The organism is Burkholderia sp. BCC0044 (assembly GCF_902832955.1).
In the GTDB taxonomy this organism is placed as follows: domain Bacteria; phylum Pseudomonadota; class Gammaproteobacteria; order Burkholderiales; family Burkholderiaceae; genus Burkholderia.
The window spans coordinates 54,095-76,686 of the sequence record NZ_CADFDO010000005.1 but is presented as its reverse complement, the minus strand read 5'-3'; the positions used below and the strand labels follow the sequence as shown (position 1 = coordinate 76,686).

25 protein-coding genes and 1 tRNA gene are annotated in these 22,592 nt (G+C 67.0%); 6 read left to right on the top strand and 20 right to left on the bottom strand.

The features are described from left to right. Positions 1-62: 62 nt before the first annotated feature. A complete protein-coding gene (maiA, locus tag HWX14_RS28335; RefSeq protein WP_175885658.1) occupies positions 63-707 on the top strand; it encodes a maleylacetoacetate isomerase in 645 nt (214 codons plus the stop codon). 96 nt (positions 708-803) lie between these two features. On the opposite strand, the gene ftsY is transcribed toward maiA, so the two are convergent. After that, positions 804-1,946: a signal recognition particle-docking protein FtsY gene (ftsY, locus tag HWX14_RS28330; protein WP_175885657.1), complete on the bottom strand. Its 1,143-nt coding sequence runs from the start codon at positions 1,944-1,946 to the stop codon at positions 804-806. A 214-nt stretch (positions 1,947-2,160) separates the two neighbouring features. Here ftsY and rsmD point away from each other — a divergent pair, with 214 nt between their 5' ends. From rsmD to HWX14_RS28315, 3 genes are all read left to right on the top strand, one after another. Beyond that, a complete protein-coding gene (gene rsmD / locus HWX14_RS28325; protein ID WP_175885656.1) occupies positions 2,161-2,775 on the top strand; it encodes a 16S rRNA (guanine(966)-N(2))-methyltransferase RsmD in 615 nt (204 codons plus the stop codon). Positions 2,776-2,886: 111 nt separating this feature from the next. Continuing rightward, positions 2,887-3,384, top strand: coding sequence for a pantetheine-phosphate adenylyltransferase (gene coaD, locus HWX14_RS28320; protein ID WP_021163047.1), 498 nt, complete (start codon positions 2,887-2,889; stop codon positions 3,382-3,384). Positions 3,385-3,443: 59 nt separating this feature from the next. Then, on the top strand, positions 3,444-3,710 hold the full coding sequence (locus HWX14_RS28315; protein WP_006477774.1) for a YfhL family 4Fe-4S dicluster ferredoxin: 267 nt from the start codon (positions 3,444-3,446) through the stop codon (positions 3,708-3,710). Between the two features lie 86 nt (positions 3,711-3,796). Here HWX14_RS28315 and hisC read toward each other — a convergent pair whose 3' ends face one another. The 8 genes from hisC to HWX14_RS28275 form a co-directional block, all read right to left on the bottom strand. Further along, positions 3,797-4,864, bottom strand: coding sequence for a histidinol-phosphate transaminase (gene hisC, locus HWX14_RS28310; RefSeq protein ID WP_175885655.1), 1,068 nt, complete (start codon positions 4,862-4,864; stop codon positions 3,797-3,799). Positions 4,865-4,981: 117 nt separating this feature from the next. Next, positions 4,982-5,581, bottom strand: coding sequence for an aminoacyl-tRNA hydrolase (pth, locus tag HWX14_RS28305; protein ID WP_048246979.1), 600 nt, complete (start codon positions 5,579-5,581; stop codon positions 4,982-4,984). A 120-nt stretch (positions 5,582-5,701) separates the two neighbouring features. After that, positions 5,702-6,307, bottom strand: coding sequence for a 50S ribosomal protein L25/general stress protein Ctc (locus HWX14_RS28300; protein WP_011546248.1), 606 nt, complete (start codon positions 6,305-6,307; stop codon positions 5,702-5,704). A gap of 158 nt (positions 6,308-6,465) precedes the next feature. Beyond that, positions 6,466-7,428, bottom strand: coding sequence for a ribose-phosphate pyrophosphokinase (locus HWX14_RS28295; RefSeq protein WP_126363394.1), 963 nt, complete (start codon positions 7,426-7,428; stop codon positions 6,466-6,468). A 44-nt stretch (positions 7,429-7,472) separates the two neighbouring features. Beyond that, a tRNA-Gln gene (locus tag HWX14_RS28290) sits at positions 7,473-7,549 on the bottom strand. 55 nt (positions 7,550-7,604) lie between these two features. Then, the gene (gene ispE / locus HWX14_RS28285; protein ID WP_175885654.1) at positions 7,605-8,486 is read right to left on the bottom strand and encodes a 4-(cytidine 5'-diphospho)-2-C-methyl-D-erythritol kinase; all 882 of its coding nucleotides are present in this window, start codon (positions 8,484-8,486) and stop codon (positions 7,605-7,607) included. 27 nt (positions 8,487-8,513) lie between these two features. Next, a complete protein-coding gene (lolB, locus tag HWX14_RS28280; protein WP_175885653.1) occupies positions 8,514-9,134 on the bottom strand; it encodes a lipoprotein insertase outer membrane protein LolB in 621 nt (206 codons plus the stop codon). After that, entirely contained in the window at positions 9,134-10,957 is a 1,824-nt protein-coding gene (locus tag HWX14_RS28275) for a tetratricopeptide repeat protein (protein WP_175885652.1), read from the bottom strand. Before HWX14_RS28275 ends, lolB begins: the two co-directional genes overlap by 1 nt. A 246-nt stretch (positions 10,958-11,203) precedes the next feature. Here HWX14_RS28275 and mutM point away from each other — a divergent pair, with 246 nt between their 5' ends. Both mutM and mutY read left to right on the top strand, forming a co-directional pair. Continuing rightward, positions 11,204-12,031: a bifunctional DNA-formamidopyrimidine glycosylase/DNA-(apurinic or apyrimidinic site) lyase gene (gene mutM / locus HWX14_RS28270; protein WP_050014869.1), complete on the top strand. Its 828-nt coding sequence runs from the start codon at positions 11,204-11,206 to the stop codon at positions 12,029-12,031. 24 nt (positions 12,032-12,055) lie between these two features. Continuing rightward, on the top strand, positions 12,056-13,162 hold the full coding sequence (gene mutY / locus HWX14_RS28265; protein ID WP_175885651.1) for an A/G-specific adenine glycosylase: 1,107 nt from the start codon (positions 12,056-12,058) through the stop codon (positions 13,160-13,162). A gap of 116 nt (positions 13,163-13,278) precedes the next feature. On the opposite strand, the gene HWX14_RS28260 is transcribed toward mutY, so the two are convergent. The 11 genes from HWX14_RS28260 to kdsD all read right to left on the bottom strand — a co-directional run bounded on the left by HWX14_RS28260 (position 13,279) and on the right by kdsD (position 22,522). Then, on the bottom strand, positions 13,279-13,914 hold the full coding sequence (locus tag HWX14_RS28260; RefSeq protein WP_175885650.1) for an LON peptidase substrate-binding domain-containing protein: 636 nt from the start codon (positions 13,912-13,914) through the stop codon (positions 13,279-13,281). A gap of 27 nt (positions 13,915-13,941) precedes the next feature. Beyond that, the gene (gene rapZ, locus HWX14_RS28255) at positions 13,942-14,850 is read right to left on the bottom strand and encodes an RNase adapter RapZ (protein ID WP_175885649.1); all 909 of its coding nucleotides are present in this window, start codon (positions 14,848-14,850) and stop codon (positions 13,942-13,944) included. Between the two features lie 74 nt (positions 14,851-14,924). Further along, on the bottom strand, positions 14,925-15,893 hold the full coding sequence (hprK, locus tag HWX14_RS28250; protein WP_006483133.1) for an HPr(Ser) kinase/phosphatase: 969 nt from the start codon (positions 15,891-15,893) through the stop codon (positions 14,925-14,927). Between the two features lie 129 nt (positions 15,894-16,022). Beyond that, entirely contained in the window at positions 16,023-16,535 is a 513-nt protein-coding gene (locus tag HWX14_RS28245; protein ID WP_027806888.1) for a PTS sugar transporter subunit IIA, read from the bottom strand. A gap of 194 nt (positions 16,536-16,729) precedes the next feature. Beyond that, the gene (gene raiA, locus HWX14_RS28240; RefSeq protein WP_006477786.1) at positions 16,730-17,089 is read right to left on the bottom strand and encodes a ribosome-associated translation inhibitor RaiA; all 360 of its coding nucleotides are present in this window, start codon (positions 17,087-17,089) and stop codon (positions 16,730-16,732) included. A 158-nt stretch (positions 17,090-17,247) separates the two neighbouring features. After that, positions 17,248-18,753, bottom strand: a complete 1,506-nt coding sequence (locus HWX14_RS28235; RefSeq protein WP_175885648.1) for an RNA polymerase factor sigma-54 — start codon at positions 18,751-18,753, stop codon at positions 17,248-17,250. A gap of 172 nt (positions 18,754-18,925) precedes the next feature. Further along, entirely contained in the window at positions 18,926-19,702 is a 777-nt protein-coding gene (gene lptB / locus HWX14_RS28230) for an LPS export ABC transporter ATP-binding protein (RefSeq protein WP_175885647.1), read from the bottom strand. After that, positions 19,699-20,364: a lipopolysaccharide transport periplasmic protein LptA gene (lptA, locus tag HWX14_RS28225; RefSeq protein WP_060353631.1), complete on the bottom strand. Its 666-nt coding sequence runs from the start codon at positions 20,362-20,364 to the stop codon at positions 19,699-19,701. Before lptA ends, lptB begins: the two co-directional genes overlap by 4 nt. 20 nt (positions 20,365-20,384) lie before the next feature. Then, positions 20,385-20,999 carry an LPS export ABC transporter periplasmic protein LptC gene (lptC, locus tag HWX14_RS28220; RefSeq protein WP_012329238.1) on the bottom strand — a complete coding sequence of 205 codons (615 nt, stop codon included), beginning with the start codon at positions 20,997-20,999 and terminating at the stop codon, positions 20,385-20,387. Between the two features lie 3 nt (positions 21,000-21,002). Next, the gene (locus HWX14_RS28215; RefSeq protein WP_069620286.1) at positions 21,003-21,539 is read right to left on the bottom strand and encodes an HAD family hydrolase; all 537 of its coding nucleotides are present in this window, start codon (positions 21,537-21,539) and stop codon (positions 21,003-21,005) included. Further along, the gene (gene kdsD / locus HWX14_RS28210) at positions 21,539-22,522 is read right to left on the bottom strand and encodes an arabinose 5-phosphate isomerase KdsD (RefSeq protein WP_175885646.1); all 984 of its coding nucleotides are present in this window, start codon (positions 22,520-22,522) and stop codon (positions 21,539-21,541) included. Before kdsD ends, HWX14_RS28215 begins: the two co-directional genes overlap by 1 nt. Between the last annotated feature and the right edge of the window lie 70 nt (positions 22,523-22,592).

The following is a 22,592-nucleotide window of genomic DNA, read 5'->3' as shown; positions in this document are numbered from 1 at the left end:
CACGCGCCGCTGCGCCGCGCCCATGCCGCCGCCGGCCGAATACGACCAAAGAGAGACATCCCATGAAGCTCTACAGCTATTTCCGCAGTTCCGCGTCGTACCGCGTGCGGATCGCCCTGAACCTGAAGCAGCTGCCGTTCGACTATGCGCCCGTGCACATGCTGCGCGATGGCGGCGAGCAACTGAAGGACGCATACCGCGCACTGAATCCGGATGGAGTCGTGCCCACGCTGATCGATGGCGACGCGACGCTGCAGCAGTCGCTCGCGATCATCGAATATCTCGACGAAACCCATCCCGAGCCGCCGTTGCTGCCGAAGCAGCCGGTCGATCGCGCCTATGTGCGCGCGGTCGCGCTGCAGATTGCGTGCGAAATCCACCCGCTCAACAACCTGCGCGTGCTGAAGTACCTGAAGCACACGCTGAAGGTGCCCGAGGACGCAAAGAACGCGTGGTACCGGCACTGGATCGAGGCGGGCTTCGACACGCTCGAGGCGCGTCTCGCGAACGATCCGCGCACCGGCAAGCTGTGCTTCGGCGACACGCCGACGCTCGCCGACGTGTGCCTCGTGCCGCAGGTGTTCAACGCGAACCGCTTCTCGATCGACACGACGCGTTTTCCGACGATCCAGCGGATCGTCGACCATGCGGCGACGCTCGATGCGTTCAAGGCCGCCGAGCCGGGCGTGCAGCCCGACGCGGAATGAGCGCTGAATGAGCGCGCCACGCCCGTGGCGAGCAGGATCGGGCGCGCATGAAAAAGGGCGCCCGAAGGCGCCCTGTCCGAGGCGGGCCGGCGGCGTTCAGCCGAGCAGTGCGTCCGCGAATTCCACCGCGCTGAACGGCTGCAGGTCCTCGACCTTCTCGCCGACGCCGATGAAGTAGACGGGCACCGGCCGTTGCCGCGCGATCGCCGCGAGAATCCCGCCCTTCGCGGTGCCGTCGAGCTTCGTGACGATCAGGCCGGTCAGGCCCAGCGCGTCGTCGAATGCCTTCACCTGCGTGAGCGCGTTCTGGCCGGTGTTCGCGTCGATCACCAGCAGCACTTCGTGCGGCGCGCCGTCGTGCGCCTTCGCGATCACGCGCTTCACCTTCTTCAGCTCTTCCATCAGATGCAGCTGAGTCGGCAGGCGGCCGGCCGTGTCGGCCATCATCACGTCGATCTTGCGCGCGCGCGCGGCGCTGACCGCGTCGAAGATCACCGCGGCCGGATCGCCGCTTTCCTGCTGCACGACCGTCACGTTGTTGCGCTCGCCCCAGACCGCCAGCTGCTCGCGCGCGGCTGCGCGGAACGTGTCGCCGGCGGCCAGCAGCACCGACTGGTCGAAGCTTTGCAGATGCTTCGCGAGCTTGCCGATGCTGGTCGTCTTGCCCGCGCCGTTCACGCCGGTGATCATCATCACGAGCGGCTGCGCGCGGCCGAGCATCAGCGATTTCTCGAGCGGCGTCAGCAGCTCGACGAGCAGGTCGTGCAGCGCATCCTTCACCTGTTGCGGATCGGTCAGCCGGCCCGCGCGCACCTTCTCGCGCAGCGCGTCGAGCAGGTACTCGGTCGCGTCGACGCCCGCGTCGGACATCAACAGCGCGGTTTCGAGCTCCTCGTACAGGTCCTCGTCGATCTTCGTGTTGACGAACACGCCGGTGATGTTCGAGCCCGTCTTCGCGAGCCCCGTTTTCAGGCGCGCGAGCCACGACTTCTTCGCGGAGGCGTCCTGCAGCGGCGGCGGCACGATCTCGACCGTCTCGACCACTTCGTCGCGGCCGTCGTTGGTCGGCGTGACGGTCATCACGACGGCCGGCGCGGCCGGTTGCGCGGGGGGCTGCGGCACGTCGGCCGCGGGCGCGTCGGCGTCGGATGCTTCGTCCGCTTGCTGCGCGTCGGCCGATTGCGATTCCGCCGGATCGGGCTCCTGCGTTTTCTTGAATCGTTTGAAGAAACTGAACATGGTTTGACGTCGGGAAGAGGGGGGCCGCCGCCGGGAGCGGGGCGCCGGACGGGCCGTTCTGCGTTCGCGCGGGCGCGGCGCTCGGCGGCCGAAACCGTGCATTTTATCAGTGCGGCGTGGCCCTCGCGTCAGTGCGCGTCGCCGCTGTGGTAACGTGCGCCTGTTTGGCGGCGCCCCCTGCGCGCGCCCGGTCCCTCCGTTGTCGATATCCCGTATGTCCCGTTCCTCTTCCGGCCGCCCGGCGGCCCCTTCCAGCCGCGGCAAGCCGCACACGATCCGCATCATCGGCGGCGACTGGAAACGCACGCCGCTCGCGGTGCTCGATCTCGACGGCCTGCGCCCGACCCCCGATCGCGTACGCGAGACGCTGTTCAACTGGCTCGGCCAGGATCTCGAAGGCCGGCGCTGCCTCGACCTGTTCGCGGGCACCGGCGCGCTCGGCTTCGAGGCCGCGTCGCGCGGCGCGGCGAGCGTCGTGATGGTCGAGCGCCATCCGCGCGCCGCGCAGCAGTTGCGCGCGATCAAGGACAAGCTCGGCGCCCGGTCGGTCGAAGTGGCCGAAGCCGATGCGCTGCGGCTCGCGGCCGGGCTCACGCCGGGCGCGTTCGACGTCGTGTTCCTCGATCCGCCGTTCGACGACCTCGCCGCGCTCGAGCGTGCGATCGCGCTCGCGGCGCCGCTCGTCGCGGCGGGCGGCGCGCTGTACGTCGAAACGGGGGCGGAACTCGATCCGGCCGCGCACGATGCGCTCGCGGGCTGGCAGGTGGTGAAGCACGGCAAGGCCGGTGCGGTTCACTATCATTTGCTGCGGCGCGAAAATGATGAATAATGCGCGTTCCATACGAGGCGGCGCGCCGCAAAGGCGACGCAAGCCCATCTCGGCAGCGGCGCGTGCATCGCACGGCTGCCATCCCGTTTGCGTGATGACAGGAGGAGCGACATGGTAGTCGCCGTGTATCCCGGTACGTTCGATCCGCTGACGCGCGGGCACGAAGACCTCGTGCGGCGTGCGTCGAGCATTTTTGATACGCTGGTGGTGGGCGTTGCCGACAGCCGCGCGAAGAAGCCGTTTTTCTCGCTCGAAGAACGTCTGACGATTGCGAACGAGGTGCTCGGCCATTATCCGAACGTGAAGGTGATGAGTTTCACCGGCCTCCTGAAGGATTTCGTCCGCACCAACAATGCGCGCGTGATCGTGCGCGGGCTGCGCGCCGTATCCGACTTCGAATATGAGTTCCAGATGGCGGGGATGAACCGTTATCTGTTGCCCGACGTCGAGACGATGTTCATGACGCCGTCCGATCAGTACCAGTTCATCTCGGGGACGATCGTGCGCGAAATCGCGCAATTGGGCGGCGATGTCAGCAAATTCGTGTTTCCGTCCGTCGAGAAGTGGCTGACCGAGAAAGTCACGGCGATGGGAGGCCCTGCCGCGTGACGCGGCGCCGGCCGGTTTCGTTGCGAAGCCGGCCGCCGGCCTGAAGAAGTGAGATCAGTATGGCTTTGATGATTACCGACGAGTGCATCAATTGCGACGTGTGCGAGCCCGAGTGCCCGAACGGCGCGATTTCGATGGGCCCGGATATCTACGTGATCGACCCGAACAAGTGCACCGAGTGCGTCGGCCATTTCGACGAACCGCAGTGCCAGCAGGTGTGTCCGGTCGAATGCATTCCGCGCGATCCGCAGCATGACGAATCGCACGCGCAATTGATGGAGAAGTATCACGCGTTGATCGCAGTGAAGGGCGACGACGCATCGTGATCCTGCGCTGACGCGCGCTTCGATTGACCGGCGCGCGCGTCGCGCTTTCTTTCAGAGCGGCGCCGCCCGGCGCCGGTTCTTCCGTGTCAGCCCAGCAGCTCGCGCAACGCCGCGACGAGCGCGTCGCATTCGGCGTCGGTGCCGACGGTGATGCGCAGATGCTGGTCGATCCGCGGCAGCCGGAAGTGCCGCACGAAAATTTCCCGTTCCTTCAGCTTCGCCGCGATCGCGCCCGCATCGTGCGCGGGATGGCGTGCGAACACGAAATTCGCGGCCGACGGCACGATCTCGAAGCCGAGTGCGCCGAGCGCATGCGTGAGCTGCGCGCGGCTGTCGATCACGCGCCGGCAGGTGGCGTTGAAATAATCGGTGTCTTCATACGCGGCCTGCGCGGCGACCTGCGCGAGCCGGTCGAGCGGATACGAGTTGAAGCTGTCCTTCACGCGGTTCAGCGCATCGATCAGCGCTACATCGCCGAACGCGAAGCCGACGCGCATGCCCGCGAGCGAGCGCGCCTTCGACGTCGTATGCACGACGAGCAGGTTCGGATGACGGTCGATCAGCGTGATGGCCGACTGCGCGCCGAAATCGACGTACGCTTCGTCGATCACGACGACCGACGACGGATTCGCGGCCGCGATCCGCTCGACGTCCGCGAGCGGCAGCGCGCGCCCGGTCGGCGCATTCGGGTTCGGAAACAGCACGCCGCCGGCGTCGTCGAGATAGTCGTCGACGCGGATCGAGAAATCGTCCGCGAGCGGCACGACCGTGGTCTCGACGCCGTACAGGCGCGCGTAGGTCGGATAGAAGCTGTACGTGATGTCGGGAAAGCGCAGCGGCCGGTCGTGCTTGAGCAGCGCCTGGAACGCGTGCGCGAGCACCTCGTCGGAGCCGTTGCCGACGAACACCTGTTCGGGCTGGATGCGGTGATGGGCCGCGACCGTCTCGCGCAGCGCGCGTGCGACCGGGTCCGGATAGCGGCGCAGCGTGTCGCCGGTGTCGCCGAGTTCGCGTGCGATCGCCGCGACGACGCGCGGCGACGGCGGATAGGGATTCTCGTTGGTGTTCAGCTTGACGGGGTGCGCGAGCGCGGGCTGTTCGCCCGGCACGTAAGGCACGAGTTGCTGAACGACGTCGCTCCAGTAACGGCTCACCGCGTGGCTCCTGTCGGGCAAAACGTCGAGATTACCGCATGTGCGCGTCGCGGTGGGGCGGGCGGGGCCGCCCGGTTGCGCCGGACGGCCGACGCACCGGGCCGGTGCGCAGTGCGATCAGTTGCGATGCAGCTGCATCGTTGCGCGATCGAGTTCGCCCTTGACGACCATCGGCATCACCGCGAGCGCGCGTTCGATCGATGCGTCGATCACGTCCTGTTCCTCGCGGCGCGGGGGTTTCAGCACGAAGTTCGCGACGTCGGGCTTCGCGCCGGCGCGCGCGCTTTCCGGAATCAGGTCACGCGGATGGCCGATGCCGATCCGCAGCCGCCAGTATTGCTGCGACGACAGGTGCGCGGAGATGTCCTTGAGGCCGTTGTGGCCGCCGCTGCCGCCGCCGAGCTTCAGCTTCACGGTGCCGGGCGGCAGGTCGAGCTCGTCGTGCGCGACGAGGATCTGGTCGGGCAGGATCTTGAAGAATTGCGCGAGCGCGACGACCGACTGGCCGGAGCGGTTCATGTAGGTCTGCGGCTCGAGCAGATGAACTTCCTCGCCATGCAGGCGCGCTTTCGCGTAGAAGCCGTGGAAGCGGCGTTCGTCGCGCAGCGTCGTGCCGGCTTCGCGGGCGAGCTGGTCGATCAGCCAGAAACCGGCGTTGTGGCGCGTCGCGGTGTATTCCGCCCCGGGATTGCCGAGGCCGACGATCAGTTTGATCATGACGTTTCGAAGGCGGTGGCTGCCGCCTGGGCGCAGAAAAAGAAAAACCCGCCGGGCAAGCCGCGGCGGGTTGCGTCGACCGTTTCGTGAAACGGATCGATGGGGCGTACAGGCAGCCGCTTAGGCAGCCGGCGTTTCGCCTTCTGCTGCGTCCGACACGGCACCCGCCGGGACCGTCGCCGAAGCGATGACCGGGTTTTCCGCATCGACGTGCGCGACCAGTGCGACGCCCTTCGGCAGTGCGATGTCCTTCGCGTGCAGCGACTGACCGGCTTCGATCTTCGACAGGTCGACTTCGAGGAACTCCGGCAGGTCGGCCGGCAGGCACTCGATTTCGATTTCCGTCGCGACGTGCGAAACGATCGCGCTCGACAGCTTCACGGCCGGGCTGACTTCTGCGTTCAGGAAGTGCAGCGGTGCCTTCGTGTGCAGCTTCTTCTTCGCGTCGACGCGCTGGAAGTCAACGTGCAGCACGAGTTGCTTGAACGGGTGGTATTGCACGTCGCGCAGCAGAACCTGTTGCGACTGGCCAGCCACTTCCAGGTCGAGGATCGACGAGTGGAAGGCTTCCTTCTTCAGTGCATGCCACAGCGCGTTGTGATCCAGTTCGATCTTTTGCGGGGCTGCTTCGCCACCGTAGACGATACCCGTGGTCTTACCGGCGTTGCGCAGGCGGCGGCTCGCACCCGTACCTTGCTGTTGGCGCTCGAAAGCGACGACTTTCATGTGATTCTCCATGTGCTGCCCGCGACCAGGCAGTAAAACGGGGCCATCAAGCGGCCCCCGATGAAACGGCCGGGGTTTCGTCTATCCCGTCCGATTGTGCAAAAAGCGAAGCGTTGCCGCTTCGCTTTCCGCGCATGCTTTGTTTCGTCGATTCGCGATCAGGATTCCGCGAACAGCGACATCACCGAATCGCCGCGGCGAATCCGCGAGAACGTCTCGGCCAGCAGGCTCGCGCTCGTCAGCGAGCGGATCTTCGAGCACGCCAGCGATTCGGCCGACAGCGGAATCGTATCGGTGACGACCAGCTCGTCGAGTTCCGATGCGGCGATACGCTCGGCGGCGCCGCCCGACAGCACCGGGTGCGTCGCGTACGCGAACACCTGTTTCGCACCGCGCGCCTTCAGCACTTGTGCAGCCTTGCAGAGCGTGCCTGCCGTATCGACCATGTCGTCCATGATCACGCAGGTGCGGCCTTCGACTTCACCGATGATGTTCATCACTTCGGCGACGTTCGCCTTCGGACGACGCTTGTCGATGATCGCGAGATCGCAGTTGAGCTGCTTCGCGAGTGCCCGGGCACGCACCACGCCGCCGACGTCCGGCGACACGACGAGCAGATCCGAGTAGTTCTGCTTGCGCAGGTCGCCCAGCAGGATCGGCGTCGCGTAGATGTTGTCGACCGGGATGTCGAAGAAGCCCTGAATCTGGTCGGCGTGCAGATCCATCGTGATGATCCGCTCGACGCCGGCGATTTCCAGCATGTTCGCGACGACCTTCGCCGAGATCGCGACGCGCGCCGAGCGCGGGCGGCGATCCTGACGGGCGTAGCCGAAGTAGGGGATGGCAGCGGTGATCCGGCCGGCGGATGCGCGCTTGAGCGCATCGACCATGATCATCAGTTCCATCAGATTGTCGTTCGCCGGTGCGCACGTGGATTGCAGGACGAAGACGTCCTTGCCGCGCACGTTTTCCTGGATCTCGACCTGGATCTCGCCGTCGGAGAAACGGCTGACCATCGCTTTGCCGAGGGGAATACCAAGGATACTGACGACTTCCTGGGCGAGCGCGGGATTCGCGTTGCCAGTAAAGACCATCAGGCCATCATGGCTGTGGCTGCTCATCGTGCACCTGCTTCAGGCTTGGGCGGGAAATGCGGGAAAATTTTTGGCAGGGGAGGAAGGACTCGAACCCTCGCATGCCGGAATCAAAATCCGGTGCCTTGACCAACTTGGCGACTCCCCTACACTTAACTGATAACTTCACCGAACTTGTGTAGGCCGTTCGGCAAAGTAAAACTTCATGACGCGAAAGCGAAGAGCGGATGCTCGTTCAGACTCTCGGCAACTGCGCCATTCCAACTGGCGGGCAGTTTGGCTTTCGCCGCTTCTGCCTCGTGCTTGCTGTGAAACGCTGCAAACACGCTAGCTCCGGAGCCGGTCATCCTCGCGGGGGTCACATCATACAACCATTTGACCACCTGCGCAACTTCCGCGTACTTCCTTGTTACAACTTCCTGCATATCGTTCCGGCCGAAGCTATCTGGCCATTCCGCATCGCTGGTTTGCTGTGCAAGAAAGTCAGCAATTGTGACGGGCTTCGTATCTCTTGTCAACAACTCATCTGAAAATATTTCAGCGGTCGGGACATGAACGCGTGGCGTCACAACCAGGAACCAGCGAGTCGGCAATTCTACCTCAGCTAATTCTTCTCCGATACCCTCTGCGAACGCATTTTTTCCAAAAATAAAAAACGGGACGTCGGCGCCGAGTTTGACCGCGAGCGCCTGGAGTTCCGTGCGCGGCAAATCGAGTTGCCACAGACGGTTCAGCGCGAGCAGCGTCGTCGCCGCGTCGGAGCTGCCGCCGCCGAGGCCGGCGCCCATCGGCAGGATCTTGTCGATCTCGATGTCGACGCCGTGCGCGGTGCCCGTATGCGCCTTCAGCAGGTTCGCCGCGCGCACGACGAGATCGCTTTCCTCGGGCACGCCGGGCACGTCGGTCGCGCGTGCGACGCGGCCGTCGTCGCGCCGCGTGAAGTGCAGCGTGTCGCCCCAGTTCAGCAGCTGGAATACGCTCTGCAGATCGTGATAGCCGTTCGGACGACGGCCGGTGATGTGCAGGAACAGGTTGAGTTTCGCGGGCGCCAGGCAATTGCGCAGCGAGCGGGTCGAATCGGTCATGCGGGTATCGGGGCTAGGCGCGCGTGCTCACTGATCGAGCACGAGCTTGATGTCGAGCGGCGGCGTCGCGCGCACGAGGTTGACGCGTTTGACGCCCGTGGCCGGGGCATCCGCGTAGGCGAGGTAGTCGATCGTCCAGCCGTCCTGGCGCAGCTGCTTGATGCGCGTGGCGTCGGCCGGGTCGCGCACGGTTTCGGCGGGCGTCGCGGGCGCGGCGGTCGGCAGCAGCCAGTAGCGCAGGCCCGCGAGCGGCAGCTCGAAGCCGAGCGTCTTCTGCATCAGGTCGCCGACGTCGGGTGCATATTGGGTCGGGCGGTTCGGCAATTCGAGCGAGGCCGCGCGCGGCGTCGATTTCACGACCGCGAGCGTCTGGCCGAGCGGGCTGCGCAGTTCGAGCGACACGTCGTCGCCGTGCTCCTGCCAGTCGAAATTGCCGTACACGTTCTGCGGGTTGCCGAGACGGTCGTCGTACCGCACCGCGAAGCGGCCGTGGTACGCATGCGTGGCCGCCGTCTGCAGCGCGGCGCCCGTCGGTGCGTTGGCCGACGGCGGCGTGCTCGCGCAGCCGGCGAGCGCGAGCGCCGCGCCGGCCGCGGCCAGCGTGCGCCGCGTGCGGGAGGACAGGGAAAACATCGGGAACATCCGCATCAGAGGCCGTTGATCTGCAGGCGTTTGAGCGTCTGCACGAGCGTTTCGTTGTCGGGCTCGAGCTTCTGCGCGGCACGCAACGCGTTGCGCGCGTCGTCCTGCGCGCCGCTCTTCCACAGCACTTCGCCGAGATGCGCGCCGATTTCGGCGTTCGGCTGCAGTTCGTAGGCACGCTGCAGCACCTTGGTCGCGCCGGCCGTGTCGCCCATCCGGTACTTCACCCAGCCGAGGCTGTCCATGATGTACGCGTCGTTCGGCGCGAGCGCCATCGCCTTGTCGATCAGCTTGCTGGCCTCGGGCAGGCGCTGGTTGCGGTCGGCGAGCGAATAGCCGAGCGCGTTGTAGGCCTGCGGGTTATCGGGCTGCGTACGGATCAGCTCGCGCAACTGCTTTTCCATCGTCGCGTAGTGGCCGGTCTTTTCGGCCGCCATCGCGTAGTCGTAGCGCAGGTCGGGATCGTCCGGGAAGTCCTGGACGGCCTGCCCGAGCCGCGCCTCCGCTTCCGGATAGCGCTTCGCCGTGAACAGGATCGACGCATCGGTGCGCGCGACCACGGCCGCGTCGCGCGGATCCGAGATCGGCAGGTTGTCGAGCACCTTGCGCGCCTCGTCGGTCTTGCCCTGTTTCTGCAGCAGCTGCGCGCGCGTGATCTGCGCGGGCAGGTAGTGCTGGCTCGTCTGGTCGACCTTGTCGAGCCACTGCGACGCCTGCGCGTCGTTGTTCTGGTCGATCGCGATCTGCGCGAGGTAGATGTAGCCCTGGCCGACGTCGAGGTTCGGCTGCTTGTCGCCGAGCTGCACGTACTGCTTCAGGTAGCCGGTCGCCTCGTCGAGTTTCTTCTGCTGGATCTTGATCAGCGCGAGCGCCATCAGCGGCGTCGGATCCTTCGCGTCGAGCTTGCGCATCGTCTCGAACTGCTTCTGCGCGTCGTCGAGGCGGTCGTCGGCGAGATAGAGCTGCGACAGCGCGAGCCGCGCGTCGCGCGACTTCGGATTCTGCTGAACGTACTTCTCGAACGACACGATGCCGGCCGCGCGTTCAGCCGGCCCCATCTGCGACAGCATCAACGCCGCCGGCAGGTAGTCGGGGCGAATCTGCAGCGCCTGCTTCAGCGATTGCGCGGCGCCGTCCTTGTCGTCGACCGCGAGCTGCTGCCGCGCGATCGCGAGCTGCGACTCGGGGCGATTCATGTCGTTCTTCAGCATGTCCTTCAGCACCGCGAGCCCGCCGACGCGGTCGGGGCCGCGCACGAGCAGCGCCTGCAGCGCGAGGATCGCCGGGCCGCGCGTGTCGCCGGTCGCGCGGGCCAGCTCGCGCGCGAGCATCGGCTGCGCGTCGGCCGGCTTGCCGGCGAGCACCAGCAGCGCGGCGTCGACCTGCGACGCGCGGTTCGAATCCGGCGCGTACTGACGCCACAGGTTCGCGGCGGACAGCGCGTCGGCCGGGCTCTGCGCGCCGAGCGCGATTTCGGTCGCGCGCTGCGCCATGCGCGGATCGCGCGTGTCGCGGGCCAGCGCGAGGTAGGTCTGGTAGGCCGGCGCCGGCTGGTTGCGCTGAAGCGCGACCTCGGCGGCGAGCACCTGGTAGACGATCTGGCTCGTCAGCGGCACGCCGGGGAGATTCTTCTGCTCGTCCGGCAACACATGCTCGAACGCACCCTGCGGCGCCGCGTCGTCCGATGCCGGATCCTGCGCGTGGGCCGGAAAGGCGGTGAGGGTCCAGGCGGCAAACAGCGCGGCACCGAGTGCACGGCGGACCGGGAAGGCGCGCGCGCCGCGCACGGCGGCGGGGCGCTTCTGAAGCAGCTTCGAGGGCAGGGTCATGGAAATCCGTTCGATGTTTCAACCGATTGTAACGCGCTCGCTACAATACACGCACGATCGTGATAGGGTCCGTTTACCTGTGGAACCCGCATGCGAATGCCCGAAATCGCCCGCCTCGCGTGCTGCCAGGCGGGCAATTTCGGGCATTCCCGTGTTTAATGCGGGGGCGCCGCGAGAACGGCCGTTCTCGTGGCGGCGCATGCGCGTTCCCGCTGTAAACAGACCGTAGCCTCAGACCCGCAAAACATGCCAGAGTTGCCAGAAGTCGAAGTCACGCGCCGGGGCATCGAGCCCTTTGTCGCGGGCCGCCGCGTCGAGCGTGTCGACGTCCGTACCGCGATGCTGCGCTGGCCCGTGCCGGCGGGGCTCGCCGAGCAGTTGCGCGCGCGCGAGGTGCTCGCCGTCGAGCGCCGCGGCAAGTACCTGTTGTTCGAAGTCGATGCCGGCTGGTTCATCGTCCATCTCGGGATGACGGGCACGCTGCGCGTGCTGCCCGCGGCCGGCGTGCCGGTCGCGGCGAAGCACGACCACATCGACTGGATCTTCGACGAATTCGTGCTGCGGTTCCGCGATCCGCGCCGCTTCGGCGCCGTGCTGTGGCACCCGCGTGAAGCAGGCGACGTGCATGCGCATCCGCTCCTCGCGAGCCTCGGCGTCGAGCCGTTCTCGCCCGCGTTCACCGGCGCGCTGCTGCATGCGCGCACGCGCGGCCGCACGGTGTCGGTCAAGCAGGCGCTGCTCGCGGGCGACATGGTCGTCGGCGTCGGCAACATCTATGCGTCGGAGAGCCTGTTTCGCGCCGGCATCCGGCCGACGACCGCCGCCGGCAAGGTATCGCTGCCGCGCTACGAGCGGCTGGCCGATGCGGTGCGCGCGACGCTCGCCGACGCGATCGAGCGCGGCGGCAGCACGTTGCGCGATTTCGTCGGCAGCAACGGCGAAAGCGGCTACTTCCAGCTCGACTGCTTCGTCTACGATCGCGCCGGCCAGCCGTGCCGCGTATGCGGCACATCGATCCGCCAGATCGTGCAGGGCCAGCGGTCGACCTATTTCTGCCCGACGTGCCAGCGTTGAAACCCTTTTCCACGATCAGACCACTTGAAGCCGCCCCGCATCGCCCCCGCTCCGTTCCCCGTCACGCCGCTGCACCGCACGTTCGCCACGCGTCTCGTCGCGTGGCAGCGCGAGCATGGCCGCCATGACCTGCCCTGGCAGAACACCCGCGATCCGTACCGGATCTGGCTGTCGGAAATCATGCTGCAGCAGACGCAGGTATCGACCGTCATTCCGTATTACACGCGCTTTCTCGACCGCTACCCCGACGTCGCCGCGCTCGCGGCCGCGCCGACCGACGACGTGATGGCGCTGTGGGCGGGGCTCGGCTACTACTCGCGTGCGCGCAACCTGCACCGCTGCGCGCAGGTCGTCGTCGCCGAGCACGGCGGCGCGTTTCCGGCGACGCCCGACGCCCTGGCCGAACTGCCGGGTATCGGCCGCTCGACAGCTGCCGCGATCGCGTCGTTTGCATACGGCGCGCGCGCGACGATCCTCGACGGCAACGTGAAGCGCGTGCTCGCGCGGGTATTCGGCGTCGAGGGCTTTCCGGGCGAGAAGCGTGTCGAGAACGATATGTGGGCGCTCGCCGAATCGCTGCTGCCCGATGCCGCGAACGCGGCCGACGTGAGCGCGTATACGCAGGGGCTGATGGATCTGGGCGCGACGCTGTGCGTGCGCGGCAAGCCCGACTGCGCGCGCTGCCCGTTCGCGGGCGACTGCGTCGCGCAATCGACCGGCCGCCAGCGCGAGCTGCCGGCCGCGCGGCCGAAGAAGGCCGTGCCGACGCGCAAGACCTGGATGCTCGTGCTGCGCGACGGCGACGCCGTGCTGCTCGAGCGACGGCCGCCGACCGGCATCTGGGGCGGGCTGTGGAGTCTGCCGCAAGCGGACGGCGACGCCGCGCTCGCGGATCTCGCGCGCGGCTTCGGCGGCGGCGGCACGGTGCCGCTCGCGCCGCTCACGCATACGTTCACGCATTTCCGGCTCGAGATCGAGCCGCGGCTCAGCGATGTGGCGGACGGCGGCGGCCTGCCGTCGCAGGCGCGGGACGCGGACACCGCGTGGGTGCCGCTGAGCCGGCTCGATGCGTACGGCGTGCCGGCGCCCGTGCGCAAGCTGCTCGATGCGCTGAGCGGGCCGCTGCTGTAACGAGCGGGGAAGGGCGCGGCGCGGGCCGCGTTCGGGAAGGCGCCGGGCTGCCGCGCGCAGGAAACGCCTTCGGGCGGGCGCAACGCGCGATGCGCGACGGATCTCGGGCGCGGGCGTTACAGCCAGCCGTGCCGGTCGAGCACGTGGTGCACGGCGTCGATGCGCGCGCCGACGTCCGGAAACTCCATCAGCTTCTGCCGCGCGCGCAGGTCGAGCGGCAGCAGTTCCGCGAGGCGATTCGATACCCAGCTCGGATCGTCGAGGCGGAACGGTTCGCCGAACGGCATTTTCTGCGGATCGGATTTCTTCAACGCTTCGATGATGCGCTCGAGCACCTCGGCGCACGAGCCGAACTGCGCGAGCGCCTGTTCGCCTTCGAGCGGGATGTCGTCGGGCAGCGGCTCCGCGATGCCGACCAGCAGCCCGTTGCCTTCGACGCGATAAGACAGCAGCTCGAAACGCTGCGTGCCGACCGCCTGCAGATACAGCATCCCGAATTCGCCGGTATCGCACTCGGTGATGCGCGCCATGCAGCCGATGGTTTCGGGTACCGACACCGCGCCGTCCTGCGCGACTTCGGGCCCGCTCCTGAGCAGGCACACGCCGAACGGTGCGTCGTCGCGCAGGCACGCGCGCGACATGTCGAGATAGCGCGCCTCGAACACCTTGAGCGGGAGCAGCCCTCCCGGAAACAGCACCGTGTGCAGCGGAAACAGCGGCAGGTCGATCAGGGTGGTCGATAGGGAGGACATGGCGCGCTGAGGAAGGAGCGGGCGTCGCTAGGGTCGGTCGACCTCGGAGACGAGCCGCGACGACGCGTCGACATCCACGGGCGCGTCACGATGCCGCACGATCACGTTCGCCTCGCGCGCCAGGCGCGCGGCGAGCGTTTCCGCGATGAACACCGAGCGATGCTGGCCGCCCGTGCAGCCGATGGCGACGGTCAGGTAGCTGCGGTTGTCATCGCGGAAGTGCGGCAGCCATTTCATCAGGAACGCATGGATGTCGTCGATCATCTGGTGGACGATCGGCAGTGCGTCGAGAAAGGCGATGACCGGCTGGTCGAGCCCGGTGAGCGGGCGCAACTCGTGGTCGTAGTACGGATTCGGCAGTGCGCGCACGTCGAACATCAGATCGGCGTCGAGCGGCACGCCGCGCTTGAAGCCGAACGATTCGAACATCACCATCAGGTCGTTGTTCTTTTGCTCGATGAAGCGCTTGACCCAGGTGCGCAGCGCGTTCGCGCGCAGCGTGCTGGTATCGATCTGATGGCCGAATTCGGCGAGCGGCGCGACGAGCTCGCGCTCGCGCTCGATCGCTTCCTCGAGCGACGACAGCAGGCCGACGTCCGCGTCGTGCGACCGCGAGCCCGACAGCGGATGGCGGCGGCGCGTTTCGGAGAAGCGCTGGATCAGCGACTGGGTGCTCGCGTTGAGGAACAGCACACGCACGTCGTGCTCGCGGGACAGCTCGCGGATCAGGCCGGGCATTTCGTCGAGCGACGCGCTCGAGCGCGCATCGATCGCGACCGCGAGCCGGCGCTGGCCGTCCTGCGCGAGGTAGCGGGCGAGTTCGGGAAGCACGTGCGGCGGCAGGTTGTCGACGCAGTAATAGCCTGCGTCTTCGAGCGCGTTCAGCGCGACGGACTTGCCTGAGCCGGAGATGCCGGTGATGAGGACGATGCGCATGGGAACAGAGAATCCTGACGTTTCATCATAGCACCGGCTCGACGCGTCGGCGTTGCGTGGCCGGCGCGTGCGGGTTACACCAGTTTGCCGGGGAACTGACTGTCGGGATCTTGCATCGCGAGTCGTTGCCGATCCATGAAATCGCGCAACGTGTCGATTCCGCGCAACTGCAGGATCGTGTTCCGGACGGCCGCCTCGACGAGCACCGCGAGGTTGCGGCCGGCCGCGACCTGGATCGTGACCTTGCTGATCGGCAAACCGAGCACGTCGACGGTCTGGCTTTCGAGCGGCAGGCGCTGGAATTCGCCGTCGGGGCGCCGCACCAGCTGGACGATCAGCTTCAGCTTCATTTTCCGCCGCACCGCGGTTTCGCCGAAGATCGTCTTGATGTCGAGCAGGCCGAGGCCGCGCACTTCGAGCAGGTTCTGCAGCAGCGGCGGGCAGCGCCCTTCGACGAAATCGGGGCCAAGACGGACGAAATCGACCGCGTCGTCGGCGACGAGGCCGTGGCCGCGGCTGATCAGCTCGAGGCCGAGCTCGCTCTTGCCGAGGCCCGAATCGCCGGTCAGCAGCACGCCCATCCCGAGGATGTCGAGGAACACGCCGTGCAGCGTCGCGCGCGGCGCGAGGATGCGCGACATGTAGAGCCGCAGGCTGTCGATCACCGCGGCGGCCGACATCGGCGTCGTGAACAGCGGGGTGGACGAGCGCGTGCAGCGCAGTACCAGTTCGGGCGGCGCCGCGGCGCCGCCGGCGACGACCAGGAACGGCGGTTCGAGCGCGATCAGCTCGGCCATGTGGCGCGAGCGGTCTTCGTCGGTCTGACGCTGGTAATAGTCGATTTCGGCTTCGCCGAGCACCTGGATCCGGTTCGGGTGGATCAGGTTCAGGTGGCCGACGAGGTCGGCGCTCGACGTGGCGTTGCCGACCGTGTCGGCCGAAAAGCCGCGTTCCCAGCCTTCATGCCCCGTCAGCCAGCTCAGTTTCAGCGTGGCTGCGTTGTCGTCGAAGATGCTCTGGGCGTTGATGCTGGACGTATCCATGACTCTCGTCACTCCAATGGGCCGGTGCGGGCGCGCGGCGACGGACGTCGCCATGCCGGGCCGGCGCCGGGCGGCCCTGGACGGCGGCGCGTGCCGCCTCGTACGGGGAAATATTCCGCCCGGAACAACTCAAGGTTGCCACTGAGTGAGCAGGCGATGCAACTCGGCGATATCCGTTTCGTTGTGCAGACGCTCGCGTGCGTCGCGATCGGACAGCAGTTGCGCGATCTCCGACAGGATCTCGAGGTGCTGCTGGGTGGCTTGCTCGGGGACGAGCAGGAAGATCAGGAGGCCGACCGGCTGGCCGTCGGGCGCTTCGAACGGGATCGCATCGGCGAGGCGGACGAACGCGGCGAGCGGGTGCTTGAGGCCCTTGATGCGGCCGTGCGGAATCGCGACACCTTCGCCGAGCCCGGTCGAACCGAGGCGCTCGCGCGCGAACAGGTTGTCCGTGACGGTGCTGCGACCGATGCCGTTCTGATTCTCGAACATCAGCCCGGCTTGTTCGAAGACGCGTTTCTTGCTGGTGACCGAGAGGTCGATGACGACGTTCTCTATGGGCAGGATTTTGGCTAGGCGATTCATGTTGGCAGGCGATTGGGCGGCCTGGGGTCTCCTTGCGGCGGCGGACTGATTTTCCATGTTCGGCGATATCAAGGCATGTGGCATGGCAACCTGCAACGCCGCTACCGCATCCAACACCCCCCGGCGATAACCGGAACATTATAGAGCACAGCCGCGTGCGTGGCGCAGCACGGACGGACCGGTTGCACCTGCGCTCGGCGTGGCAAAAAAAACGCCCGGCGAACCGGGCGGCGTGCGTGTTGCAGTGACGGTTATTGCGGCGGCAGTTCGATCTGGTCGATCGACGGTTGCAGCTTGATCGGGTCGTGCGCGTGCGTTTGCAGGCGCTCCATGTGCTTGACGACCTGGCGATCCAGCTTGTCGATCAGCAGATCGATCGCGGCGTACAGGTTGCCGTTCGCGCTTTCGACGAAGATGTCCTTGCCCTTCAGGTGCAGGTTGATTTCCGCGCGCTGCTGCTTGTCCTTTTCCTTGTGGTTGTCGACCGAGAGGATCACAGTGCCATCGATCACCTGATCGCTATGCCGTAGCACCCGGTCCAGCTTGGTGATCACGTATTCGCGAATGGCAGGCGTGACTTCAAGATGATGTCCACTGATCTTCAGGTTCATAGTGCTTCTCCAAGCGAGTGACCACCCGGCCGCATCGAGGCGGCGCTCCGGTCGACTTGCCCGTGCCGCACGAAGCGGCGTATCGCTGACAGGTCGCCCGGCCTGTTCCCCGTGTGCGCGGTGGTCGGGACACGCCTGCCGCCGGGCAGGCAGCAGGCTTAAAGAGACTTGCGCAGATTCACTGCCGGGATCTTGAGGGCTTCGCGATATTTCGCAACCGTGCGGCGCGCGACCACGAAACCCTGTTCTGCCAGCAGCTCGGCAATGCGGCTGTCCGAAAGTGGCGATTTTGGGTCTTCAGCTCCTATCAGTTGCTTGATGAGGGCTCGGATGGCGGTCGACGAGGCGGCGCCACCGGTGTCGGTCGAGACGTGAGATCCGAAGAAGTACTTAAATTCAAGCGTCCCGAACGGGGTCAGCATGTACTTCCCGGTTGTCACACGGCTGACAGTCGACTCGTGTAGGCCCAGCGTATCAGCTATTTCCCGCAAAACCAAGGGGCGCATGGCAATTTCACCGTGCGCAAAGAAATTCTTCTGACGCTCGACAATGGCCTGCGCGACACGCAGGATCGTGTCGAAACGCTGCTGGATGTTCTTGATCAACCAGCGCGCTTCCTGCAACTGCTGCTTCAGCGATCCGGCCGACGGATCGCCGCGGCTGTTGCGCAGGATGTTCGCGTACAGGTTGTTGATCCGCAGGCGCGGCACGACTTCCGGATTAAGCTCCGCGAGCCATCCCTGGCCGGCCTTCTTCACGATGATGTCGGGCACGACGTAGTCGGCCTCGGCCTTGCCGTATGCGGCGCCGGGGAACGGCTCCAGCGAGCGGATCAGCGCGTGCGCGTCGCGCAGCGCGTCGTCGCTCGCCTTCAGGTGCTTGCGCAACCGTGTGAAGTCGCGCGCGGCGAGCAGTTCGAGATGCTGCGACACGATCTCGAGCGCGAGCGTGCGCGTGGGGGACGGATCGAGGCGCAGCAACTGCAGCTTCAGGCATTCGGAGGCCGAGCGCGCGCCGACGCCGGCCGGGTCGAAGCTGTGCAGCAGCGCGAGCGCCGCGTTCAGTTCGTCGCAGTCGATTTCCAGTTCGGGCGGCAGGTCGGCGAGCACTTCGTCGAGCGTGGCGGTCAGGTAGCCGTCGTCGTCGAGCGATTCGATCAGGAACATCACGAGCGCGCGATCGCGCGGGCCGGCCTGCGTGACGCGCAACTGCGCCGAGAGATGATCGCGCAGCGACGTCGCGGCTTCCTGCACCTGCAGCGGCGGCAGGTCGTCGTCGTCGGACGCGCCGCTCGAGCGGCCGTATTCGTCGAGGTTCCACTGCGGGCCGTCGTTGCCGTCGCCGGACCCGTAACCGTCGTATTCGTCGGCGCCGGCCGGCTCGTCGCGCTCGGCGCGCTCGCTGGACGTGCTGCTGCCGTTCATCGCGGCCGGCTCGGTGTTCTGCGCGGGCGGCGTCTGCGCGATCAGCGATCCGTCCGCCGCGACGCGCAGCGGGCTCGCGATCCATTCGTCGTCGTTCTCGAGCAGCGGGTTCTGCGCGACGGCCATCGCGACTTCCTGTTGCAATTCGAGCGTCGACAACTGCAGGAGCCGGATCGACTGCTGCAGCTGCGGCGTCAGCGCCAGATGTTGCGACAGGCGGAGTTGAAGGCTGGCTTTCATGGCAAGGAGGGAGTCATACCGGCAGTTTGCCACGACCCAGGCGCATTGAGCCATCCGCGATTACGCGCGGCGCGCCGCCCGGCCGCGGGCAGGGCCGCGGGCGTGGATGCAAAGCGGGGCGCAGCCCCGCGCGGCGATGCCGGACGGGGTGCAGCCAGCCACGAGGAGGACGTTACATGCGGAAGTGTTCGCCGAGGTACACGCGGCGCACGCTTTCGTTTTCGATGATTTCGCTCGGCGCGCCGGCGGCCAGCACCGAACCGTCGCTGATGATATACGCGTGGTCGCAGATGCCGAGCGTCTCGCGGACGTTGTGGTCCGTGATCAGCACGCCGATGTTGCGCTGTTTCAGAAACTTGACGATCTTCTGGATCTCGAGCACCGCGATCGGGTCGACGCCGGCGAACGGTTCGTCGAGCAGGATGAAGTTCGGGTTGGTCGCGAGCGCACGCGCGATTTCGACGCGGCGCCGTTCGCCGCCCGACAGCGACAGCGCGGGGTTCTCGCGCAGGTGGCCGATCTGCAGCTCGTCGAGCAGCGCTTCGGTGCGCGACGAGATCGCGTCCTTCGACAGCCGCTTGCCGTCCTCGCCGTGCTGCAGCTCGAGCACCGCGCGGATGTTTTCCTCGACGGTCAGCTTGCGGAACACGGACGCTTCCTGCGGCAGGTACGACAGGCCGAGCGACGCGCGCTTGTGGATCGGCAGCAGGCTGATCGAGCTGCCGTTCAGCGAGATTTCGCCCGCGTCCGTCGGCACGAGGCCGACGATCATGTAGAACGACGTGGTCTTGCCGGCGCCGTTCGGGCCGAGCAGGCCGACGACTTCGCCGCTCTTCACGTCGAGCGACACGTCCTTGACGACCGTGCGCGAGCCGTAGCGCTTCTTCAGGTTGCGGACGACGAGCGAACTCGTGGTGCCGGCCGGCTGGCGGTTCGGGAGCGCGTTCATTGGCCCGGCGCCCCCTGGATCGTGGTCGACGGCGACAGCTTGGCCGGCGCCCCGTTCAGCGGCGCGGGGCCGCCGTTCTTCGGCGACAGCATCGCGCGCACGCGGCCGTTCGGGTTGCCCGGCGCCGCGACGTCCTTGCCGCCCTTCGCGGTGTAGAAGTCGCGCTGGCCGTCGTACGTGATCACGCTGCCGTGCACGGTATCGGCGACCGTCGACGTGCCCTGCAGGCGGCGCACGGTCGCGGCGGTGGTCAGCGTGGTCAGATCCTGCTTGCCGTCGTAGTCGATGCGCTCGGCGTCGCCGTCGATGTATTCGTCGAGGCCTTCGCGCTTCTGGCGGAACGTCGCGTGCTTCTTGCCGCTGCCGAACGACGTCGCGTACTGATAGCCTTCCGGGTCCTGGCGCACTTCGACGCGATCGCCCTTGATGATGATCGTGCCCTTCGTGATCACGACGTTGCCGGTCGCGACCGTGACCTGCTTCAGATCGTCATAGGTCAGGTTGTCGGCCTCGACGTTGATCGGCTTGTTCTGGTCGGCCTTCTCGGCATGGGCGAGCGGCGCCAGCCCGATGAGCGGGAGCGCCACGAGCGTCGCGGCGAGCGCGGCGCGGACGGCGCGCGCAGCGCCGCCGGAAATCTGTCGAGGGAACGGTTCGTTCATGCAGTCACGTGAGGGATGCGTCACTTGGGTTGACCTTTCGAGCCGCCGGACGTGTCCGCCGCGGCAATCGTGCCGCGCACGTTGCCGTAAAGCTCGATGACCCGGGTGACGTTGTTGTACTTCATGCCGTCGGTCGCGTTGACGAGCGACAGGCCGCGCTGAAGTTTAACCGGCTTTTCGGTCTGGATCACATCGTCATTGACGAAGATCCGGAAATGCTGGGAATCGGCCTGCATCTGCGGGTCGCCGCCGCCGGCCGCGCGCAGGATGCGCGCATCGTCGTACAAATCGACGATCGACACGTCGCCGTTGACGGTGCCGCGCTTCGCGGTGGTCGTCACGACCGGCTTGCCGGGCTGGAACGCGCGCATGGCCGGATCGGTCAGGTCGCTGCCTTCGGTGTCTTCGTAATGGACCAGCTTCGCGGCCGTCAGCCGGTACTGGGTCGTGCCGGTCTGGTCGAGCTCGGTGACCGAGAAGTTGTCCGCGAAATAGTCGGGCGTGTGGCGCTTCGGCTGAGCGACGCCCTCGCCCGGCGGCGGCAGCGTGGCCTGCAGCAGCCACCACGTGACGCCCGCGAGCGCGGCGACCGCGGCGAGCGGCAGCATCTGGGTCCAGCGGAAATGCGTGCTCATCGGTCAGGCTCCGCAGGCGGCGGCGAGCAGCGCGTCGTAGCGGCGCTGCGCGCGCAGGATCGCATCGCAGACCTCGCGCACGGCGCCGTGGCCGCCGCGCGCCTCGGCGACCCAGTGCGCGCGGGCGATCACCTCGGGGTGCGCGTTCGCGGGGGCCGTGGCGAAGCCGCAGCGCAGCATCACCGGCAGGTCGGGCCAGTCGTCGCCCATGTAGCCGCATGCGTCGGCCGTCAGGCCGAGCGACGCGATCAGGTCGGCGAACACGGCGAGCTTGTTCTCGACGCCCTGGAACAGGTGCGCGATCTTCATTTCCTTCGCGCGCGCCGCGACGATCTCCGAGCGGCGGCCCGTGATGATCGCGGTCGCGATGCCGGCTTCGCCGAGCAGCTTCACGCCGTGGCCGTCGAGCGAATTGAACGACTTCATCGCGTCGCCGGCCGCGGTAAACAGCAGGCCGCCGTCGGTCAGCACGCCGTCGACGTCGAAAATCATCAGCTTCACGCGGCTCGCGCGTTCGGCCGCAGTCAGCGCTGCGCTCATCAGATCACCTTCTTCGAAAACAGGTCGTGCATGTTCAGCGCGCCGATCAGCGCGCCGTCGGCATCGACGACCAGCATCTGGTTGATCCGGTGGCGCTCCATCAGTTCCACCGCCTCGACCGCCAGGTGATCCGGCGCAATCGTGCGCGGGTCGCGCGTCATGACTTCGGTGATCGGCAGCGTGCGGAAATCGCCGTCGCGTGCGAGTACGCGGCGCAGGTCGCCGTCCGTGAAGATGCCGGCGACCTTGCCGTCGGCATCGACCACGGCCGTCATGCCGAGGCGCTTCGCGGTGATCTGGAACAGCGCGTCCGACAGCGTGGCGTTCAGCCCGACGGACGGGACGTCGTCGCCCGAGCGCATCACGTCGCGCACGTAGGTGAGCAGGCGCCGGCCGAGCGCGCCGCCCGGATGCGAGCGCGCGAAATCTTCCGAGCCGAAGCCGCGCGCGTCGAGCACCGCGACGGCGAGCGCGTCGCCGAGCGCGAGCGCGGCGGTCGTGCTCGCGGTGGGCGCGAGGTTCAGCGGGCACGCTTCCTTCGACACCGCGGCGTTCAGGTTCACGTCGGCGAGCGTGCCGAGACTCGACCCGGCGCGGCCCGTGATCGCGATCAGCTTCGCGCCGATCCGCTTCACGAGCGGCAGGATCGCGACGAGTTCTTCCGATTCGCCGGAATAGGAGATGCCGATGAAGACGTCGTCGGAGGTGACCATCCCGAGGTCGCCGTGGCTGGCCTCGGCAGGGTGAACGAAGAAGGCCGGCGTACCGGTGCTGGCCAGCGTGGCTGCGATCTTGCGGGCGATATGCCCCGATTTGCCGATCCCGGAGACCACGACGCGACCGCGGCAGCCGAGCAGCAGCGCCACGGCCTCGACGAAGCCGCCGTCGAGCTGGTCGCGCAGCGCGCGCACGGCGTCCGCCTCGATGTCGAGCACGTCGCGGGCGAGCGCGAGCGCCCGATCATCATTGATTTTCGCTATCATGCGCGGAGTATAGCAAAGGCGTTTGTTCGCCGCGCCGCGCCTTCGGACTCGTCCGAGGTCGCCTGTCCCC

Excerpts from the sequence above, each read along its gene's own strand:
- coaD (WP_021163047.1), top strand. The coding sequence starts at position 2,887 with ATGGTAGTCGCCGTGTATCCCGGTACGTTCGATCCGCTGACGCGCGGG.
- HWX14_RS28275 (WP_175885652.1), bottom strand. The coding sequence starts at position 10,957 with ATGACCCTGCCCTCGAAGCTGCTTCAGAAGCGCCCCGCCGCCGTGCGC.
- HWX14_RS28315 (WP_006477774.1), top strand. The coding sequence starts at position 3,444 with ATGGCTTTGATGATTACCGACGAGTGCATCAATTGCGACGTGTGCGAG.
- lptC (WP_012329238.1), bottom strand. The coding sequence starts at position 20,999 with ATGAGCACGCATTTCCGCTGGACCCAGATGCTGCCGCTCGCCGCGGTC.
- ispE (WP_175885654.1), bottom strand. The coding sequence starts at position 8,486 with ATGACCGATTCGACCCGCTCGCTGCGCAATTGCCTGGCGCCCGCGAAA.
- ftsY (WP_175885657.1), bottom strand. The coding sequence starts at position 1,946 with ATGTTCAGTTTCTTCAAACGATTCAAGAAAACGCAGGAGCCCGATCCG.
- maiA (WP_175885658.1), top strand. The coding sequence starts at position 63 with ATGAAGCTCTACAGCTATTTCCGCAGTTCCGCGTCGTACCGCGTGCGG.
- pth (WP_048246979.1), bottom strand. The coding sequence starts at position 5,581 with ATGATCAAACTGATCGTCGGCCTCGGCAATCCCGGGGCGGAATACACC.
- hprK (WP_006483133.1), bottom strand. The coding sequence starts at position 15,893 with ATGGATACGTCCAGCATCAACGCCCAGAGCATCTTCGACGACAACGCA.
- HWX14_RS28215 (WP_069620286.1), bottom strand. The coding sequence starts at position 21,539 with ATGAGCGCAGCGCTGACTGCGGCCGAACGCGCGAGCCGCGTGAAGCTG.
- lolB (WP_175885653.1), bottom strand. The coding sequence starts at position 9,134 with ATGCGGATGTTCCCGATGTTTTCCCTGTCCTCCCGCACGCGGCGCACG.
- HWX14_RS28245 (WP_027806888.1), bottom strand. The coding sequence starts at position 16,535 with ATGGAAAATCAGTCCGCCGCCGCAAGGAGACCCCAGGCCGCCCAATCG.
- raiA (WP_006477786.1), bottom strand. The coding sequence starts at position 17,089 with ATGAACCTGAAGATCAGTGGACATCATCTTGAAGTCACGCCTGCCATT.
- HWX14_RS28295 (WP_126363394.1), bottom strand. The coding sequence starts at position 7,428 with ATGAGCAGCCACAGCCATGATGGCCTGATGGTCTTTACTGGCAACGCG.
- lptB (WP_175885647.1), bottom strand. The coding sequence starts at position 19,702 with ATGAACGCGCTCCCGAACCGCCAGCCGGCCGGCACCACGAGTTCGCTC.
- HWX14_RS28300 (WP_011546248.1), bottom strand. The coding sequence starts at position 6,307 with ATGAAAGTCGTCGCTTTCGAGCGCCAACAGCAAGGTACGGGTGCGAGC.
- kdsD (WP_175885646.1), bottom strand. The coding sequence starts at position 22,522 with ATGATAGCGAAAATCAATGATGATCGGGCGCTCGCGCTCGCCCGCGAC.
- rsmD (WP_175885656.1), top strand. The coding sequence starts at position 2,161 with ATGTCCCGTTCCTCTTCCGGCCGCCCGGCGGCCCCTTCCAGCCGCGGC.
- HWX14_RS28260 (WP_175885650.1), bottom strand. The coding sequence starts at position 13,914 with ATGTCCTCCCTATCGACCACCCTGATCGACCTGCCGCTGTTTCCGCTG.
- rapZ (WP_175885649.1), bottom strand. The coding sequence starts at position 14,850 with ATGCGCATCGTCCTCATCACCGGCATCTCCGGCTCAGGCAAGTCCGTC.
- mutM (WP_050014869.1), top strand. The coding sequence starts at position 11,204 with ATGCCAGAGTTGCCAGAAGTCGAAGTCACGCGCCGGGGCATCGAGCCC.
- lptA (WP_060353631.1), bottom strand. The coding sequence starts at position 20,364 with ATGAACGAACCGTTCCCTCGACAGATTTCCGGCGGCGCTGCGCGCGCC.
- HWX14_RS28235 (WP_175885648.1), bottom strand. The coding sequence starts at position 18,753 with ATGAAAGCCAGCCTTCAACTCCGCCTGTCGCAACATCTGGCGCTGACG.